General features: G+C 61.5%; 14 protein-coding genes. 4 read left to right on the top strand and 10 right to left on the bottom strand.

The features are described 5' to 3' along the window. Nucleotides 1–25: 25 nt before the first annotated feature. Nucleotides 26–1,210: an MFS transporter gene (locus tag OPC11_RS12565; protein WP_264782098.1), complete on the top strand. Its 1,185-nt coding sequence runs from the start codon at nt 26–28 to the stop codon at nt 1,208–1,210. A gap of 113 nt (nt 1,211–1,323) precedes the next feature. Further along, nucleotides 1,324–1,695, top strand: coding sequence for a methylglyoxal synthase (locus OPC11_RS12560; protein WP_007983211.1), 372 nt, complete (start codon nt 1,324–1,326; stop codon nt 1,693–1,695). Nucleotides 1,696–1,735: 40 nt separating this feature from the next. Here OPC11_RS12560 and OPC11_RS12555 read toward each other — a convergent pair whose 3' ends face one another. From OPC11_RS12555 to ggt, 5 genes are all read right to left on the bottom strand, one after another. Beyond that, the gene (locus OPC11_RS12555; protein WP_264782097.1) at nt 1,736–2,962 is read right to left on the bottom strand and encodes a CaiB/BaiF CoA-transferase family protein; all 1,227 of its coding nucleotides are present in this window, start codon (nt 2,960–2,962) and stop codon (nt 1,736–1,738) included. Between the two features lie 215 nt (nt 2,963–3,177). Then, the gene (locus OPC11_RS12550; protein ID WP_264782096.1) at nt 3,178–3,414 is read right to left on the bottom strand and encodes a hypothetical protein; all 237 of its coding nucleotides are present in this window, start codon (nt 3,412–3,414) and stop codon (nt 3,178–3,180) included. Between the two features lie 580 nt (nt 3,415–3,994). Further along, complete coding sequence (locus OPC11_RS12545; RefSeq protein ID WP_232423843.1) at nt 3,995–4,291, bottom strand: hypothetical protein; 297 nt, start codon at nt 4,289–4,291, stop codon at nt 3,995–3,997. Nucleotides 4,292–4,509: 218 nt separating this feature from the next. Continuing rightward, complete coding sequence (locus OPC11_RS12540; protein ID WP_264782095.1) at nt 4,510–7,353, bottom strand: M14 family zinc carboxypeptidase; 2,844 nt, start codon at nt 7,351–7,353, stop codon at nt 4,510–4,512. 181 nt (nt 7,354–7,534) lie between these two features. Next, on the bottom strand, nt 7,535–9,388 hold the full coding sequence (gene ggt, locus OPC11_RS12535) for a gamma-glutamyltransferase (RefSeq protein WP_264782094.1): 1,854 nt from the start codon (nt 9,386–9,388) through the stop codon (nt 7,535–7,537). Nucleotides 9,389–9,747: 359 nt separating this feature from the next. On the opposite strand from ggt, the gene OPC11_RS12530 reads away from it, so the two are divergent. Beyond that, nucleotides 9,748–11,838, top strand: a complete 2,091-nt coding sequence (locus OPC11_RS12530; RefSeq protein WP_264782093.1) for an alkaline phosphatase PhoX — start codon at nt 9,748–9,750, stop codon at nt 11,836–11,838. A gap of 25 nt (nt 11,839–11,863) precedes the next feature. On the opposite strand, the gene OPC11_RS12525 is transcribed toward OPC11_RS12530, so the two are convergent. Both OPC11_RS12525 and OPC11_RS12520 read right to left on the bottom strand, forming a co-directional pair. Then, on the bottom strand, nt 11,864–12,817 hold the full coding sequence (locus tag OPC11_RS12525; RefSeq protein ID WP_264782092.1) for a DUF5602 domain-containing protein: 954 nt from the start codon (nt 12,815–12,817) through the stop codon (nt 11,864–11,866). Nucleotides 12,818–12,936: 119 nt separating this feature from the next. Beyond that, nucleotides 12,937–13,380: a universal stress protein gene (locus OPC11_RS12520; RefSeq protein WP_264782091.1), complete on the bottom strand. Its 444-nt coding sequence runs from the start codon at nt 13,378–13,380 to the stop codon at nt 12,937–12,939. Between the two features lie 161 nt (nt 13,381–13,541). Between OPC11_RS12520 and OPC11_RS12515 the strand changes: the two genes are divergently transcribed. After that, nucleotides 13,542–14,378: a ZIP family metal transporter gene (locus OPC11_RS12515; RefSeq protein WP_264782090.1), complete on the top strand. Its 837-nt coding sequence runs from the start codon at nt 13,542–13,544 to the stop codon at nt 14,376–14,378. Nucleotides 14,379–14,527: 149 nt separating this feature from the next. Here the strand turns inward: OPC11_RS12515 and OPC11_RS12510 are convergent, their stop codons facing one another. The 3 genes from OPC11_RS12510 to OPC11_RS12500 all read right to left on the bottom strand — a co-directional run bounded on the left by OPC11_RS12510 (nt 14,528) and on the right by OPC11_RS12500 (nt 17,347). Then, nucleotides 14,528–15,301, bottom strand: coding sequence for a glucose 1-dehydrogenase (locus OPC11_RS12510; RefSeq protein ID WP_264782089.1), 774 nt, complete (start codon nt 15,299–15,301; stop codon nt 14,528–14,530). Between the two features lie 2 nt (nt 15,302–15,303). Further along, nucleotides 15,304–16,503, bottom strand: a complete 1,200-nt coding sequence (locus tag OPC11_RS12505; RefSeq protein ID WP_264782088.1) for a cytochrome P450 — start codon at nt 16,501–16,503, stop codon at nt 15,304–15,306. Between the two features lie 223 nt (nt 16,504–16,726). After that, entirely contained in the window at nt 16,727–17,347 is a 621-nt protein-coding gene (locus tag OPC11_RS12500; RefSeq protein ID WP_264782087.1) for a TetR/AcrR family transcriptional regulator, read from the bottom strand. Between the last annotated feature and the right edge of the window lie 63 nt (nt 17,348–17,410).

The raw sequence follows: 17,410 nt of genomic DNA, 5'->3' as shown, positions 1-17,410 counted from the left end.
GTCGTCCGACTCGGTATGGACGGTAGTGAGACGCCGCCTGTTCGGAACGCTTTGCGGGCTCGTATTCCTGATGAACTTCGGGCGAACCGTCTTCGCACCGCTGCTCGAACCCCTGACGGTGGCCTTTTCGACCGACCAGGCGACCATCGGCGTTTTGATATCGTTGGTGTGGCTCGGAACCGCACTCCCGCGAATTCCGATGGGGTACGTCCTCACCCGCGTCCCGCGGTATCAGGCCGTTCTCGCGACGGGATTCGTCCTCGCCGGGTCGTCGGGACTCATCGCGGTCGCAGATTCCATCGCTTCGCTTCGCGTCGGGACGTTTCTCCTCGGCGTCGCCAGCGGGGCTTACTTCGTCGCCGCCGTGCCGCTAATCGCGGAACTATATCCGAACGCGGTCGGGCGAACCGTCGGCATCCACGGTGCGGCGTCGCAACTGGCGGCGGTCCTCGCCCCCACCATCGTCGTCGGAATCTTACTCGTCTCCTCGTGGCGGACGGTGTTCATCCTGCTCGCGGCGGTCGCAGTCGTCTTCAGCATCGTGCTGGCGAGCATCGTTCGAGGGTCCCGAATCGCCGACGAGTCCGCCCCGGACCGCGCGTTTCTGTCCGCCGTGCGCTCCCACTGGCGGCTCATCGCGGTCGGTCTCCTGATGGTCGGCGTCGCGGGATTCCTGTGGCAGGGCTTGTTCAACTTCTACGTCGTCTATCTGCACTCGTCGAAGGGGGTATCGACGACGACGGCGAACCTCCTCCTCACCGTCGTGTTCGCGGCCGGACTACCCGCGTTCTGGTTCGGCGGCCGGCTCGCCGACCGCCTCCCCATCGTCCCGTACATCCTCGGGATACTGACCGGATTCGTGGTGTCGGTGGTCGCGCTCACCGCCGCCGGTGGCATCGTCGCGCTAACCGTCGTCTCGGTCGCCATCGGGTACTCGATACACAGCCTGTTTCCGGCCTTGGACACCTACTTCCTCAACTCGCTGTCGGACGAAAACCGCGGCGTCGTCTACGCGGCGTTCACCGGTATTTCCCTGCTGGTCGAGGCGAACGGCACTGCGACCGTCGGCGTGCTCACCGAAGCGGGCTATCGATTCGACGTCGTGTTCATCGGCCTCGCCTCGCTCGTCGGCTGTGTCATCCTCGTCCTCGCAGGGTTGTACACGACGAACCGACTGCCGGGGAATTCGCCACGCGACCATCGCGCGTAGGGTCCTCGAATCGCCGCGCGTCGTTCGATAGCCTATCAGAACCGCATTCGTCCGAGGGACGGCGGGGATTCGGGACCCGTATTGTAAAGAGACTGCCGGTGATACGCCACTGTATGCGAATCGCGCTCATCGCACACGACGAGAAGAAACCCGATTTGGTCGAGTTCGTCCGAGATAACATCGACCAACTGTCGGACGTCGACTGCATCTCGACCGGAACGACCGGACAGCGAATCAACGAGAACACCAACCTCGAAGTCGAGCCGAAAGCGTCCGGACCGCTCGGCGGAGATATGATGATCGGGGCCGCGGTAGCCACCGGGGACTGTCAGGCCGTGATATTCCTCCGCGACCCGTTGACCGCCCAACCGCACGAACCGGACATCAACGCGCTTCTACGGGTGTGCGACGTTCACGACGTGCCGCTGGCGACGAATCTCGCCAGCGCGAACGCCATCATCGACGAGCTAATAAAGCAAGCCTAACCGCCCGACGAAGGGGTCTGGCGTCGAGACGTGACGAGCGTCAGAGAACGCCCTCGTCGGACAGTCGCTCGATATCCGCCTCCGTATAGCCGTACTCGGAAAGGATTGCTTCCGTGTGTTCGCCGAGGAGCGGCGGGTGCGCGCGAACCCGCGTCGGCGTCTTCGAGAGGTGCATCGGACTCCCCGCCATCTCGACGTCGCCCGCGGTCGGGTGCGAAACCGACCACTGCATGTTTCGCGCGTTCACTTGCGCATCGTCGAACACGTCCTGCATGTCCTTGACGTCGCTCGCCGGGACGCCGTGGTCGTCCATCGCCTCCAGCATTTCTGCCGTCGTGAACTCCGCGAACGTCGGTTCGAGGAGCGCATCGAGTTCGTCCCGATGCTCGACGCGGGAGGCGTTGTCACAGAATCGCTCGTCGTCGATGAGGTCCTCGCGGTCGATGGCGCGACAGAACTTCGGCCAGAGGTTGGGCGACGGAACCGCGATTACCACGTAACCGTCCGCCGTCGGATACGCTTGATACGGGGCGAGCGTCGGGTGTTTGCTCCCCATTCGTTCGGGCGGAGTTCCCGTGGCGAAGTAGTTCGAGGCCATGTAGCTCATCCACGCGACCTGACCGTCGAGGAGCGAGACGTCGACCTTCTGTCCCGTTCCGTCCCCGAGTTCGCGCTCGAGCAGTGCGGCGAGGATGGCCTGCGTCGCGTACATTCCCGCGCCGATGTCGGCGATGGCCACGCCCACGCGAACGGGCGGGCCGTCCGCCTCGCCGGTGATGCTCATCAGTCCGCCCTCCGCCTGCATGATGAGGTCGTACGCGGGTCGGTCCTTGTCCGGCCCCCACTCGCCGTATCCCGAGAGGGCACAATAGACGAGGCCGGGATTGTCCTCTCGGAGGGTCCGGTAATCGAGTCCCCACTTCTCCATCGTGCCGACGCGGAAGTTCGAGACGACGACGTCGGCTTCGCTGGCGAGGTCGCGGAAGACCGTTTGCCCCTCGTCACTCGCGAGGTCGAGCGTCATCGAGCGCTTGTTGCGGTTCACGCTGAGGTAGTACGCGCTCTCGTCCGACTCCCCGTACGTCGGCGGGTGCCACTCTCGCGTCTGGTCACCCGTCCCCGGTCGCTCGATTTTGATGACGTCCGCGCCGAGGTCGCCCAACTGCATCGTGCAGAACGGACCGACGAGGACGCGGGACGCATCGAGAACGGTGATTCCGTCGAGGGGACCGATCTCCGTCTCCGGTTGGCGAGCTTCGCCGACCATCTGTTACGGCGCTCCCGCCCACTTCACTGGCAGTCTCCGCTCGACCCGCCGACCGGTGAGAATCGTTCGACCGTCCCTTTGCCGTTTCGTAGCGGAACGGCACTCCGTTTGCGGGACGGAATCTTCAATCGTCATAGGACGCTGTTCGGAAAAATCGCGCTAAACTGTTTCGGTGGGGTCGATTCGGAACGTGAGAGAATACGAAGGCGCGGCGTTCAGTCGTCGATTCGTCTGGACTCCGCGTCCGTGGACAACCCGGTGATGCTCCGTATCGGTTGCCGGGGGTCTCGCCCGCGTTCGAGTCCCAGAGTGACGACTCGAACGACGACGTAGGGACCGACGACCGAGATGGCAGGGAGTATGGTGAACGCCGCGACCACCGCGGCGAGAACGGGAGCTGCGCTCAGGACGAGCCCGTACATCCCGAGCAGGGTGAGTCCGAACAGAGACACGAGGGTCGTGTCTCTCGGAGCACGTCGGGCGGGTGGTGTCCGGTCGGCCGGACGAGATGGTCGTTCGTGTGGCAATCGTCTTGGTGCCTGTCTCATGGGTATGTACCTCTTGTTCGGTCGATATGCGTGCGATACGGCGAGTGTAGTTGCGACAGCGATGCCGCTACGGAGCCATCGGAAGCGAACTCGGTAGCGACGCTCTCACCACTTACGCGGTGCGGCGATGGTCCCCCGTGACATCGGGGGCTGGCTGACCGCCCTTCGAAGTGCGTCCGCCGTCGTAGCCACTGCTATCGGTCTGAACGTGGCTCGGTGGACGAGCGAAGCGAGAGACGGGAATCGCTACGTCGGTGAAGGAATCATGAACTGACAACCTCGCGTATTACGTTCATCGTATCATTGAGTTATAAAATTGCAGTGAATGATGGTATCCATCGACATGGATGAAAACGGCGGTACGGTAGCCGAGGCTACGGACGGCAACTCGTGTAGTGGGGGTTATCGACGCGATGACCCTCTTCGGGCTCAGAGTGCGAACTAACGGACCGTCGGAACCGGCGACCGGTCCAACAGGGTCCCGTCACTCCGACGAATCGAATATCGGACGGTCGTTCGACGGCGCGGATATCTGGGTCAGATAGTAGATGCCAACGAGGAAACACCCCTGTCCCACGGAGAAGAGGAGAAGTAACTCGACCGGAACGTGATACCGTCCGAGCAGACGAACGACGACCAGAGTGACGAACACACCGCCGATGAGAAACCACGAGAGCATTTTCAAACCCTCTTCCAAGAAGAGGAGGTCAGCGAGACGAGCACCCCTCGATTTGACGAGCGAGTCCTCCCAGGCTTCCTGATCAGTACCTTGAATGGACATCGACATATTGCTAAATGATAGCACACGATATCAATACCTGTGATTGTATAACTGACAGTAGTTCGGTATACCATCCCCAATTCGGGTAAGTCGATGCTGACTCCGCTCGAATGGATGCCGTGTGGACGCCTCCACGCCACCGTTTCGTTTGGTATCTTTCGACGACGCGGGCGAGAACGCGACCGCGTCGGGAAAGTCGAAAGGCAGTGCTCGTGACCTCAATCGAGCGTGCCGAACGTCTCCACGAGGTCACCGTTCACGTATCGACGTTGCGTAAATCCGAGCGCGTTCGTGAGCATGGTATGGGACAGGAACGTAGCCGTGTACTCCAGCATGCCGAAGGGATGGGCAACGCGTTGGTACGCGGGCGGTAACATCCCACCGATGACGTGAATCCCGGAACCATCCTCGCGGCGTATCGACCCTGCGGTCACAAGCCGCTCTTGACCGTCGGTGACCCCGGCGACCGTTCCGCCCGCATCCTCGAAGGCCGTGGGAGCAACGCCGGTCGCGGGGGCGTTGGCGATGGGATAGCCGAGCGGGGGGACGTTGAAGAATTCACGCTGGACGTTCCGCGTTCCCATCAACAACGGATGGTCGTCGTTCCGTCGGTCGAAATGAGGGATTTCACTCTCGAACGTGGTAACGTCGTCCGCCGTAATCCCCGCGGCCAAGTCGTTTTCCAGGAGTCCGAGGTGGGAGACGCCGACGTCGGTGAGAACGAGGGTACCGCCGTTCGAGACGAATCGGTCGAGTTCCCGGACGTACGCGTCGTCATCGGCCCCATCCGCGTGAGAAACGACGAGGTTTTCGACGGCGAGTCGGCTGCTCCGCCCGCGAAACAGCGCTCCGTCTTTGATGTCTTCGACGGTTAGCCCTGTCATCCCATCGGTGATATTGCCGTTGCCGTGCTGTTCGTGATGACCGCGCGTCTCACTGCTTTTCCGTCCCCGCCCGTCGGTCATGTACGCTTCGTAATCGGAGAAATAGGCAAGCGGGGAGACGCTGTAGCTCCGTTGTTCGTACCCGAAGACCGATTCGGGGTCGGGGGACATCACGGTGTCCGCGGTACTGCTGACGACCGTCCGATCGACCGTCGCCGTTCCCTCCCGCTCGCCACCGAGCGTTTTTACCTCGACCGTCCACTCGCCGCTGGATGGCGTCGGAATCGACCATTCGGCCGTCCGTCGTGGCCGGTCGCTAGCGGAGTCGTGCGAGCGCACGACCCGTCCGGTCGCGTCGCGGAGTTTCGTGAGGATGGGGCCGGTCGGCGAATCGACGGTTATCGAGAGTTCGTGCGTTCCGTCCGGAACGGAAACGCTCGATGCGGTCCACTGCTTGCCAACTCCGAGCTTTTCCCTGGCCGTCGTCGTATCGATATCCTCGAACGAAAGCGCACTCGACCGTCGCGTGAGGGAGTCGGTCTCGACGTATGCGGTCGTCGCGTTGCCGGTTCGGATGTCGGCGGTCACGTCGTTCGCGGCGTGTTCGGTGACGGTTCGAATCACCTCTTGGAACCCACGCGCTTGCAGGTCTACCAACCACGGTCGGAACACCATCCGGTCGAAGACGCGATTATCCCACCCCATCTCGTGAGCCATCATCGTGACCCCGAGGCCGCCCTGGTCCTCCGGGTGGCTCATCCAACTGATGAGCGTCCCCGAGGTCGTATACTGAATCGTGTCGAAGATGGTGCCGTATTCGTACCCCGATTCCGGAACGGAGGTGTCGTATCGGTCAACGTACTCCGGTGGAACGCCGTAGCCGTCGATGAGATACTCCCTGTTCAGGGCCTCGAACTGCTCACGACGGGCGTCGAGGTCACTCTCGATTTCGTCTCGGACCCGGATATTCGCCCGTCGATTGAGTTCGTAGATGTCGTGGAGTTCGCCGTGGTCGTACTGGTCGTTGACGATGAGTCCCTCGATGAAGTTCGAGGACCAGAACATCCCGTGGAGGTCCGACCCGTAGTTGAGGTTGTCGTACCCTCGAAGCGCCTCGACGATATCGAGTGAGTCGGGCACGATTTCCTCGTACTCCTTCGGCGACGTCGGAACGTCGTCGTCGACACCCGGCATATCGTCCTGCAAGTCCCTTCCGTTCGGCTCGGCGGGATAGTATGCCGGATTGACCCACCCGACCGTCGGATACCCGCGGTTCGGGTCGACACCGGTTCCGGTCACCCGTTTGAAGGAGTTGTTCTCCAGTTCGGGGTCCCCTATCGGGTCGTCGTTGACGAGATACTCCTGTCGACGCGCGGAGAACCCATCGGGATTCGTGTACGCGAACAGGAGGACGACGTCGTCCAGCATCGCCTCGACCGTCGGCTCGTCGCCATCGAGCAGTCGCTGGACGAACCGGGAACCGGCCTCCGCACCCGACCGTTCGTCACCGTGAATGCTCAACGAGAAGAACACCTTCTCCTTTTCCTGGAACGCCGTCTCGTCGTCGATATCGTTCGTCACCTCGACGACCCACAATTCTTGGGGGTCGGACGCCGTCTCTTCGAAGAGGTTCTCGTGTCCCGGACTCTGCCCCCACGAGCGGACGCGAACTCGGTCGCTGTGCTCGGCTTCGAGATGGTGGATTCCGTCCACCATCTGTTCGTAGTCAATGTAATCGACGCTGCCGTTGACGGGTGGGAAGGCGCCGTTTGCGTACTCGCCGAGTCGCCAGAACGGATTCGACCCCGGCGAGTATTTGAGGGTATCGACGGCGTCGAGTTCGGCCACGTCTCGCGCTTCCGTCGGCGTCAGTCGAAGCCACGCCGCGATTGCCGGGTCCGTCGTCGTTCGGAAATAGTCATCCGAGTAGGGTTCGAGCGCGTCGAACGCCGGTCGGCGCAGTTCGACCAACGTCGGAATCTCGTACTCCTCATCGACGCGCCCGAGGACGAAATCGTAGAGTTCCGTCGGCGCCGACGACGTTGATTCGGCGGCGACACCCTTCGAGAGCGACACTGCACCGGCCGTTGCAGCGGACAGTCTGACGAACTGGCGGCGTGAAATCGGGATGTCCTTCGAGCGGTCCAATTCGGTTGAGTGGGTACGTTCGTCGTGCACTTGATAACACGGCACGGGAGTGCCATCCAATCATACTTGCTTTCAGCACTAATAATTATTCAATATTAGTATTCTATTTAAATTATTGCTGTCAATTCTGATGAAATTGGACCCATCTCCGTTCGACACGGATATCGCATCACTATTGCCGAAAACGCGACCGGAAGGAGCGACGGAAAAGCTACTTGGACCCGTCGTAGACGGCACCGTTCCGTCGTCCGTCCGCCGCACCGCGGTACGTCCCGGAATCGAGCACCCGAATCGCCTGGACGTTGCCGAGTTGGGTGGGCCCGTCGTTCAACGTGTGGCCGCGGGCACGGAGCTTCTTTCGCACTCCCTTCGGGAGGCCGTCTTCCCAATAGACCGACGGGTCGACGTCGGCGTAGATACGCGGGGCGGCGATGGCCGATTGGAGACTCATTCCGTACTCGACGACGTTAAGCAGCACTTGAGCGACGGTTGTGATAATCGTCTTCCCACCGGGGGAACCGACGGTCATGTAAGGCTCGCCGTCACGGAAGACGATGGTCGGACTCGTGCTACTCAACGGCCGCTTGTTGGGCTGGACCTGATTCGGTCCGCCGGGGACGGCATCGAAGTCGGTGAGTTCGTTGTTCAGCATGAATCCGTAGCCGGGAACCATCATCTTCGTGCCGAAGAACTGCTCGATGGTACTGGTCCACGAGACCATGTTTCCGTCGCTGTCCGCGACCGTGAAGTGCGTCGTCTGTCCCTTGTCGGAGCGAAGGTCTGTCGCTCGGCGCTCGTTCGTCCCGGAATCCGCGAGCGGACTGACCCGATAGGGGTTCCCCGGTTGGAACGACCACGGGTCGCCGGGCGAGCGCTCCGGTCCGGCCTCGTCGAACGAGATGCGTCGGCGGCGTCGCTTCACGTACTCCTCGTCGAGGAGCCCCTGCCACGGTGCATCGGCGAACAGTTTGTCGCCCATGTACGCACCGCGGTCCGCGTAGGCGAGGTGGAACGCCTCGATGAGCACGTGGTAGCGCTCGAAGGACCGCGAATCGTACTGCCCGAGGTCGAAAGGTTCGAGAAGTTTCAGGATATGGCCGATGGTGAGTCCGCCGGAACTCGGTAGGGACATCGTACGAATCGTCACGTCCCCGAACTCCACGTGTTCGGGGTGGTCCATCGTCACGTTGTAGCCCGCGAGGTCGTTGACGGTCATACTGCCGCCACTCTGCTGGACCGTTTCGGCGGTCGCTTCCGCGATTTCACCCTTGTAGAACGCCCCGATGCCCTCGTCACGGATGAGGCGGAAGGTTTTGGCCAGGTCCGGTTGCACGAGCGGGTCGCCCTCCTGGAGCGGGTCGCCGTTCGGCGCGAACACCGAACGCGCCGCGTCGTTGAACAGGTCGACGTTGTTGGCGATGGATTCGGCCAACGGAGCGTCGACGGTCACACGGGGGCAGGCGTTCGACGCCAGCGCGATTGCAGGGTCGATGAGTTCCTGCATCGACTTCGAGCCGAATCGTTTGAGCGCCACGTCACAGGCACGGAGCGTCCCCGGGACGCCGACCGCCTGACCGCTGGTGTGTCGCTTTTCGAACGGAATCGGCTCGCCGTCGTCGTCGAGGAACATCTCGGGCGTCGCACCGAGCGGTGCGCGCTCGCGGTTATCGACCGCGTACACGACGTCCTCGTCGGCCGAGTACACGAGCATGAACCCACCGCCGCCGATGCCGGAGCTGTGCGGTTGAACCACGTTGAGCGCGAACTGCGTCGCAACGGCGGCATCGACCGCGTTGCCCCCTTCTGCGAGGACGTCCGCACCGACCCGTGTCGCTTGCGGGTGGACGGTAGCGACCATCTGGTCGCCGGTCGCCGTCGCAACGGTTCCCGACCCTTGTTTCACGTTACTCGCGTCACCCGACGCCCCGCCCGCGCTCGCGGACACGATGCCTACCCCGGCGGTCGCCATCGAACCTTTCAGGAACGTTCGTCGCTTGGTCGTTCCGCTCTCTCCGTTCGCTTCCGTCTCGGAGCGTCCTCCCTTCGCGTCTTTTTCTCCACCCATACTTCCAAGATATGAAGTGAAGAGAAATAAGTATATTTTACTAATTTCGATAATAAGTATTGTATAGTTTTTAATATTTTAAATTTAGGTGGGAGAACGGACAAAACCGGAACCGAAGACGCGTTTCTTGTTCCTGTCGGCGTATTCGTTTCGTCCCGCCGTTGCTCTCGTACACCTCCTATCGGTCAAATTGAAATGTTTCGCCGGACGCCTCTCGCATCGATGGTTCCCGACAGCAGGTGTTCGGACGGTTCCGAATCGAAATTGAATTGCAGCATCTCGATTCAGCAGCTATAAATCTTGTATTATATCCACATAATTAGAATAGATATATGTATAGATACAACATTAACGAATATATGGGTAGAAAGGTCACCCGCAGAGGGATACTCGCGGTAACTGCATCGACAGCGTTCCTCAGCCACGCCGGAACGGGGACGATGAGCGGAAGTTCGTCGGATCGCGATCACGAGGACGAGGAGGAAGGGACCCTCCATCGGTTCGCGACGAGCGCCACCGGCGCGGAGGTGACGGGACTCTACGTCACGGAAGAGGGGCAGTTCTTCTTCAACGTCCAACACCCGAGCCGAGAAAACGACGACCCGTACAACGAGGGAACCATCGGAGCCGTCGTCGGGGTCAACATGAACGACCTCCCGCGAGACTTTCCGAGCGTTCAACCCTCGGAAAGCGAGAAGCAGGCGGCCGACGTGCGGTTGGCACGGGGGAGTTACCAAGTCCTCGCACAGGGTGGCGACGAAACCGACAGCGGTGAGTCGCTCGGCATTCCGACCACGCCGGACGGAACGCCGGTCGGCGACCTCGACGGGTCGGAGTACTCGGAGTACGGGTACTGGCCCGATTTCAACGGGTTCGTCCCGGACGACGAGGCGAGCGACGAGGGCTACCTGTTCACCAACTTCGAGACGCAACCGGGGATGATAACCCGATTGCACCTCCGTCAGCGCGGGAAAAACGGGGGCTGGGAGGTCGTCGGTGCAGAAAACGTCGACGAACCGCTCCGCCGCGTCGAGGGGACGAACATCAACTGCTTCGGGAGCGTCAGCCCCGAGGGGGTGCCGATGAGCGCGGAAGAGCAGTACTCGCACCCGGCCACTCGGTTCTGGAACCGGCCGAAACCGGCCACCATCGACGACAGCCCCGGCATCTCCGGGGACGGAGTGCAGGGGAGCTTCGGACTCAACGGCGTCGAAAAACAGGCGTTGTATCTCGGCGGGACGCGGGACGGTGAGGAAGTCGAAGTACCCGAGAACGGAACGGCGACGCTCATCTCCGACACCTACGCCAACCCGTACCGCTACGGCCACATCGTCGCGATGGGGAACCCGACCGCGGACGACGTGACCGACGTGGAGGCCACGAAACTGACCACGTTCGGCCGCGCGGCGCACGAAGTCGCGGTGGTCATGCCCGACCAGCGAACCGCGTACACGAGTTCCGACGGCACCGGGAAGTGTTTCTACAAGTTCGTCGCCGACGAGGACGTGGCCGGACGGGGAGACGTCACGGAGTACGGTTCGAAGGGAACGCTGTACGTTGCGAAAGCGAACCAACAGGGGAAACTGAACGGCAACCCCGCCGAGGTGGGCTTCGAACTCGACTGGATACCGCTCGGCCACGCCGACCTCGACGAAATCGAATCGTGGATTGCCGAGTACGACGGGGTGACACAGGCCGACTACCTCGCGATTCGAGAGGAGGTCGATGCGTTGGACGACGACGCGAGCCTCGCGGACATCGACGCCTACGTCGAGGAGAACGGGAACCCGTTCTACATCACGCCCGAGGAAGTCGACGCGTGGGCGGAACAGTACGAAGACGGCGGAATCGGCTGTATCGACGAGGAGCTTCGCCGCGTCCCGTTCCTCGAAACCCGGCGGGCGGCCGCGGCCGTCGGTGCGACCGACGAGTTCCGCAAGATGGAGGGCCTCAACATCCGCACCGGGGCCGTTCCGGGTGAAGACTTCCTCTATATGGCGATTTCGGAGACGAGCGAGACGATGAACGACGAGGAAGGGGACATCCAACTCGCCGGTGACGAGTGGGGTGCGGTCTACCGACTGCCGCTGGAAGCCGACTACGACGTTTCGCGGATGGAACCCGCGGTTGTCGGCGGGCCGAACGCCAACATCTGCGGCGGCTGTCCGTACGACGCGCGCCCGGATTCGAAGAGCAGCGTCTGTCCCGACTGCGGGTACAACCCGACCGAGGAGGACGAAAACGGGACGAGCGGCGGCGGCATGAAAAAGCTCGGGAAGGCCGCATCCGACCTCGTGACCGGTGACGACTTCGAGGAGGAGAACGTCATCTCCAACCCGGACAACCTCGTTGTCATGCGTGACAAACGCGTCATCATCGGCGAGGACACGAGCAACGAGGGACACGCGAACGACAACATGATCTGGATTTACACCCCCGAAAGCTGTTAGCTCCCCACCCCCGATGTCGGCGAACTCAGCACCGCATCACATCGGCGTGGTCACGGCCGTTCGTTTGGTTTCCGAACCAGCGGAACGATTCCAAACTGACCGCGTACGCGTCCCCGGTTCTCGAATACCGAATCGCGTACGCGGTCGGATACCAGCCCATCGTCGGAAACGCCGTCGGCATCGTGATGGGCCGTCGAATCTCGGTGCAGAGGTCGCGGAAGAACGACCGCGTGACCATCGGTTCGAAGAATATCAGTTCGCCGTCGAACGTGCCCCAGAGGAACGTGTGGGTGAACGGCTCGCCGTTGAACTCCGGTGCGGTCAGGTCCATCAAGTGGTTCCCCATCCCCGGTTCGACGGCACCGAGCGACTCGTAGTCGGGAGGTCGTTGACCGGACGGAAGGGGTTCCGTCCCTCGCTGCAGCGTCTCGCACGTGACCGCGGTGGACGCCCGCGGACAATCGCCGTTTCTGATTTCGGTTCGCTTTTCCCGCGGCATCAGATAAAAATGGAAGTCGAAGTGCGGGACGGCGTAAACGTCCGGTGGCGGGTGGCCGGTCGGATTCCAGTTGAGCATGAACCAGCGGAACGGGATGGAAGCGGCCGTCTCCGGAAACCCGAGCACGGTTTCGTGTCCGCAACACGGCGCTTTGCCGTCCGGGATGTTCCACTTCCCGTCGGTCGGTGCGGTCGGTAACCCCTCCAGCGCGTCGGCGGAGAACCGGACGCCGACGGAGCGGGGTTTCCCGGAACCGGTGCTCGCAACGAACGTCCGAATCGTCCCGTTTCCGACGGCGGCGGGCGGTCCCCACGCGATTCGCTCCGACGGTGGACCCGCGTCCGTCGTCCCTCGCTCCGGGGGCGACGTCGAGGGTGGCGACTGCTCGTCCGTGCCGGTCGCGTCCGTTCTGAGGGTGGCGTGCGCTCCGATGGCGCCGACTCCCAGCGTTTTCAAAAGGGTGCGACGATTCGGCTGCATTAACCGTTCGGGTAACGACCGGGTCCGACGTTATTCTTACCCCCACCCGGTCACCGAACCGTCCGTCGCTCGACGGTATGGACGACGCTTTACAACACGCGTTCCGACCCGTTCGGCCGTCAGACCACGCGAACCGGAACGTCGAGGACGCCGAGGACGCGCTTCGTCGTCGAACCGATGAGCGGCTTGTCCGGGTCAGAACGCCCCCGTCTCCCCATCACCACCAACTCGATGTCCTGGTCGCGGACGTACTCGACGATTTCGTCCTCCGGGATTCCGGACTTCACGACGGTAACGCAATCGACGCCGCTTTCGTCGGCCCGGTCTTTCACCGCGTCCACGAATCCCTGTCCCTTCTTTTCCAGTCGCTTTCGGGTTTCCTTGATGTCGCTCGGCGTGGCCACGAAATCCGCGTCTCCCATGTCCATCACGTACAGCGCATGGACCGTCCCGCCGCTCTCGGTCACGAGTTCGACCGCTTGCTCCGTCGCGCGTTTCGCCGCTTTGCTTCCGTCGGTCGGCACCAAAACGTCGTCGTACGATATCGAACCCGTTTCGTCCATACGTACCCCCTCGACCCGATAGCTAATGAAACGATACCCCCGTTTCGAACGCCGTTAGCCAGGGTGAGAAGGAACCGCCGCTCGACGCGAACGCCACTCAACCTTCAAGAGGGTTGGCCGGTGAATATCCGACTGACAACGATGGATTCAGGAGACGAGGAGTGGTCGCCGTGATACCTGCGCAGTTCGCGGAGTTGTTCGGGTCGAATCCGGTCGTCAACGGACTCGTCGGGGGACTGATTATCGCGTTTTTCAACCTCCTTGGGGCGTCGTTGGTGTTCGTCTGGCGGGACCCGTCCGAACGGGCGATGGACGGCGCGCTCGGGTTCGCCGCTGGCGTGATGCTCGCCGCGAGCTTCACGAGCCTCATCCTCCCCGGAATCGAAACGTACTCCAACGGCGATCCTATCCCCGTCTTGATAGGGATGGCCGTGGGTGCCCTCTTTTTGGACCGGTCCGACGTGCTGGTACCACACGCACATATCCTCCTCTCCGGCCAACGCCGACCGGATGCCGCCAATCCCGACGCCGACTTGGCGGTGGACGACGAGCGACTCGCCGGTGTCGTCCTGTTCATCCTCGCCATCACGCTTCACAACATGCCAGAAGGACTCGCGGTCGGCGTCGGGTTCGGAAGCGGAAATCTCGGGACCGCCGTCCCGCTCATGCTCGCCATCGGCATTCAGAACATCCCCGAGGGATTGGCGGTGTCGGTGGCCGCCATCAACGCGGGACTGGACAAACGCTTCTACGCCGCGTTCGCGGGGATTCGCTCGGGCGCGGTCGAGATACCCCTCGCGGTCCTCGGCGCGTACGCCGTCCAAACCGTCTCGGCCTTGCTCCCCTACGCGATGGGATTCGCCGCCGGAGCCATGCTGTTCGTCATCAGCGACGAAATCGTCCCGGAGACGCACACGAAGGGACACGAGCGTATCGCGACGTTGGGGACGATATTCGGCGCTATCGTGATGCTGTATCTCGATATTTCGCTCGGATAGCTCATTATTTGGGACGTGCGGCTTCTCGAACGCGGCGCACGCGCTCGTCGGTCCGCGAATGGCGCAAGAACGGATCCCAACCGAACATCCACGATTGCGTTCGTCGCGTCCGACCGCCGTTCGGGAGAGACAAAGAGAAGACGGTCGTCTCAGTCGGCCGCCTGACCGCCGTCGATGGGGAGCGTGTGCCCGGTGATGTACGAGGCGTCGGACGAACAGAGGAACGCCACCGCACCGGCCATTTCCTCGGGCTCTGCGCCGCGCCCCATCGGCACGTCGGTCATGGCCGACGTATCGAACGGCATCGACGTCAGGTCGCCGCTTTCTCCCTCCGTGTTGGCCTGGATGTTGGTGTTCGTCGGACCGGGAGCGATCGCGTTGACACGGATACCGCGGGTGGCGTATTCGAGAGCGGCCGTTTTAGTCAGCCCGACGACGCCGTGCTTGCTGGCGGAATAGCTGGCGAGTCCACCCATTCCGACCAACCCGGCCTCGGAGGCCGTGTTGACGATTACCCCGCTCCCCCGCGCTTCCATGACGGGGAGTTCCGCCTTCATGCAGGCCCAGATACCTTTCAGATTGACGTCGAGGAGTTTGTCCCAGAGACCCTCTTCGATGTCGGCCATCTCCACGAAGCCGGTGAGGATTCCCGCATTGTTGTGAGCGAAGTCGAGGCTTCCGTACGTATCGACCGCCACGTCAACCATTCGCTCGACCGACTCGAAATCGGAGACGTCGACTTCGACGAACGTCGCGTCACCGCCATCGTCCTTGATGCGGTCGACCGTTTCGCGGCCGGTCTCTTCGACCACATCCGCGACGACGACGTTTGCACCTTCCTCGGCGAATCGCAGTGCCGACGCGCGTCCGATTCCCGAGCCCGCTCCCGTTACGACCGCCGTCTTTCCGCGTAGTCCATTCATGATTATTCCTCGACGGTACACGTGAGCGATTCGAGACCGTACAGGCTACGGAGCGGCTGTAAGTCCGTCAAATCCGCCTCTATCGTTTCGAACCGGTCGAGCAGGACGTCGAACGCGACGTCCGCTTCGATTCGTGCGAGCGGAGCGCCCAAACAGTAGTGGACACCCTTTCCGAATGCGATGTGGCGATTCGGACTTCGTTCGGGACGGAACTCCTCGGGAGCGTCGAAGAGTTCCGGGTCGCGGTTGGCAGCACCGAGCCACGCCGTTACGACGTCTCCTTCCCGAATTTGCCGTCCGTTCAGTTCGACGTCCTCCAGCGCAACACGGTCCAACGATTGAATCGGAGAGCGGTATCGGAGCACCTCCTCGATAGCCTGTTTCCGATCTATTTCTCCCGTTCGAATCGCATCGGTTATCCCTCGCTCTTCGAAACACCAGAGGGCGTTCGTCAGGAGGTTCGTCGTCGTGATATTCCCCGCAACGAGAAGGAGCATACAGAAGCCGACCTGTTCTCCCCTGCTCAGCTCCTCGGTCGTCGCGGCGAGCGTAATGAGGTCGTCCCCGCTTCCGTCTTGGCGCTCTTCGAGCAACTGGGCGAAGTACTGTCCCATCTGTTGCTGTGCCCACTGCATCCGCTCTTGGCTCCGTTTGATCGAAGATTCGGATCCGTCCTCGGGACGTGCGACGAGTGCGTCCGACCACTCTTTAAACTCGTCGCGGCGTTCGGCAGGAATTCCCAACAGTTCCGCGATGATGGTTATCGGAAGTCGTATCGCGAACTCATCGACGAAATCGAATCGGTTCTCCCCGTCGATTTGGTCCAGTACCTCTTCGGTTAACTCCTCGATTCGAGGCTGGTACTCCCTGAGCGTCCCCGGTTGGAATCGCTCGTTGACGAACCCGCGGAGTCGGTCGTGTCCCGGCGGGTCAACCATGATCATCGTCTGAAACATCGCTCCGTCATCGTCCGTGGCGTTCTCGGAGCCGGCTCGATTCGCGGTAAACGACTCGTAATCGGTAAGAACCCGATTGGTTTCTTCGTACCGAAAGAGGTCCCAGTGCTGTCGCTCCTCGTCGAAGTGTACGGGAGCGCTTCGACGCATTTCAGCGTACCACTCGAACGGTTCCAACTGTCCGTTTCGACTACGGATCGCTTCCGGCAGTTCGCTTTTTCCCACGACTGCATCTGTGGACTGCATGAGTTAATTGACCAATTAATCAATTATAGGCTTTTTTGTTATTCCATCTGATGTGAGAGGGGAGAAAGACGGGTTATACAGATCCAAACCCCCACAAACAGCACCTTGAGGGCCGTTATTCCGAATGCAGTGGTTTCTCGAATTCGGTTCGGAGGTCGTTTCCGATTTCGAAACGAGAACTCGGCGGTCTATCGATGACACACCGCCTACGGGAGAGCGACGACTAGTCTTCGAGAGAGATGTCTGCTACGATTCCGTCGATTATCGTCAGAACCCGTTCGACGGCGTCATCGCGGTTCGTCGTCGCCTGTGTGTGCAGTCCTTGCTCGATGAGAAAGCAGATGTGGTCCGCCGTCAGTTCAGCATCGACCGACCGGAACTGGCCGTCTTCTATCCCCGCCCGGAGTATTCGAGCGATCACCGCCCGTAGACTGTCTTCCGCTTGCGTCGTTTCCTTTCGGAAGTCACCGTCCCACGTCGCGTGCGCCCACAGTTCGACGTACACCCGTGAAACCGCCGTCTCGATATCCGTCGGTGGGGAAAATATGGCTCGTTCGACTTGTGCTGGTGTCGGGTGTAGTATCTGCCCCACGAACCGTCTGAGTTCATCCTCCGCATCGGTAATCTGTTGCTCATCCTGCTGTCCGACGAATATCTCGACGAAGACGTCGAGCATCGAGAGGAGGAGGTCGTCCTTACTATCGTAGTAGTGATAGATTATAGAGGGATTTTGACCCAGTTCGTTACCGATATCCTTGATCGAGAGGTCCGCGTATCCGTGTTCGGCGAGTGCGCGAAACGCCGCCTCTCTAATCCGCTGTTGGGTGTCCGGATAGCTGCTCATCGTAATATCGTTATGTTGGGTATAGGACTAGAAGGTGACTTCAATATTGCCCATGGCGGGAGC

This window comes from Haladaptatus sp. T7, from assembly GCF_026008575.1.
GTDB classification, from domain to species: domain Archaea; phylum Halobacteriota; class Halobacteria; order Halobacteriales; family Haladaptataceae; genus Haladaptatus; species Haladaptatus paucihalophilus.
This window is presented reverse-complemented; position numbering and strand designations above follow the sequence as displayed.

Bases quoted from the DNA above. Each gene is read 5' to 3' on its own strand.
- OPC11_RS12530 (WP_264782093.1), top strand. From the start codon at position 9,748: ATGGGTAGAAAGGTCACCCGCAGAGGGATACTCGCGGTAACTGCATCG.
- OPC11_RS12505 (WP_264782088.1), bottom strand. From the start codon at position 16,503: ATGCAGTCCACAGATGCAGTCGTGGGAAAAAGCGAACTGCCGGAAGCG.
- OPC11_RS12520 (WP_264782091.1), bottom strand. From the start codon at position 13,380: ATGGACGAAACGGGTTCGATATCGTACGACGACGTTTTGGTGCCGACC.
- OPC11_RS12560 (WP_007983211.1), top strand. From the start codon at position 1,324: ATGCGAATCGCGCTCATCGCACACGACGAGAAGAAACCCGATTTGGTC.
- OPC11_RS12555 (WP_264782097.1), bottom strand. From the start codon at position 2,962: ATGGTCGGCGAAGCTCGCCAACCGGAGACGGAGATCGGTCCCCTCGAC.
- ggt (WP_264782094.1), bottom strand. From the start codon at position 9,388: ATGGGTGGAGAAAAAGACGCGAAGGGAGGACGCTCCGAGACGGAAGCG.
- OPC11_RS12510 (WP_264782089.1), bottom strand. From the start codon at position 15,301: ATGAATGGACTACGCGGAAAGACGGCGGTCGTAACGGGAGCGGGCTCG.
- OPC11_RS12525 (WP_264782092.1), bottom strand. From the start codon at position 12,817: ATGCAGCCGAATCGTCGCACCCTTTTGAAAACGCTGGGAGTCGGCGCC.
- OPC11_RS12545 (WP_232423843.1), bottom strand. From the start codon at position 4,291: ATGTCCATTCAAGGTACTGATCAGGAAGCCTGGGAGGACTCGCTCGTC.
- OPC11_RS12500 (WP_264782087.1), bottom strand. From the start codon at position 17,347: ATGAGCAGCTATCCGGACACCCAACAGCGGATTAGAGAGGCGGCGTTT.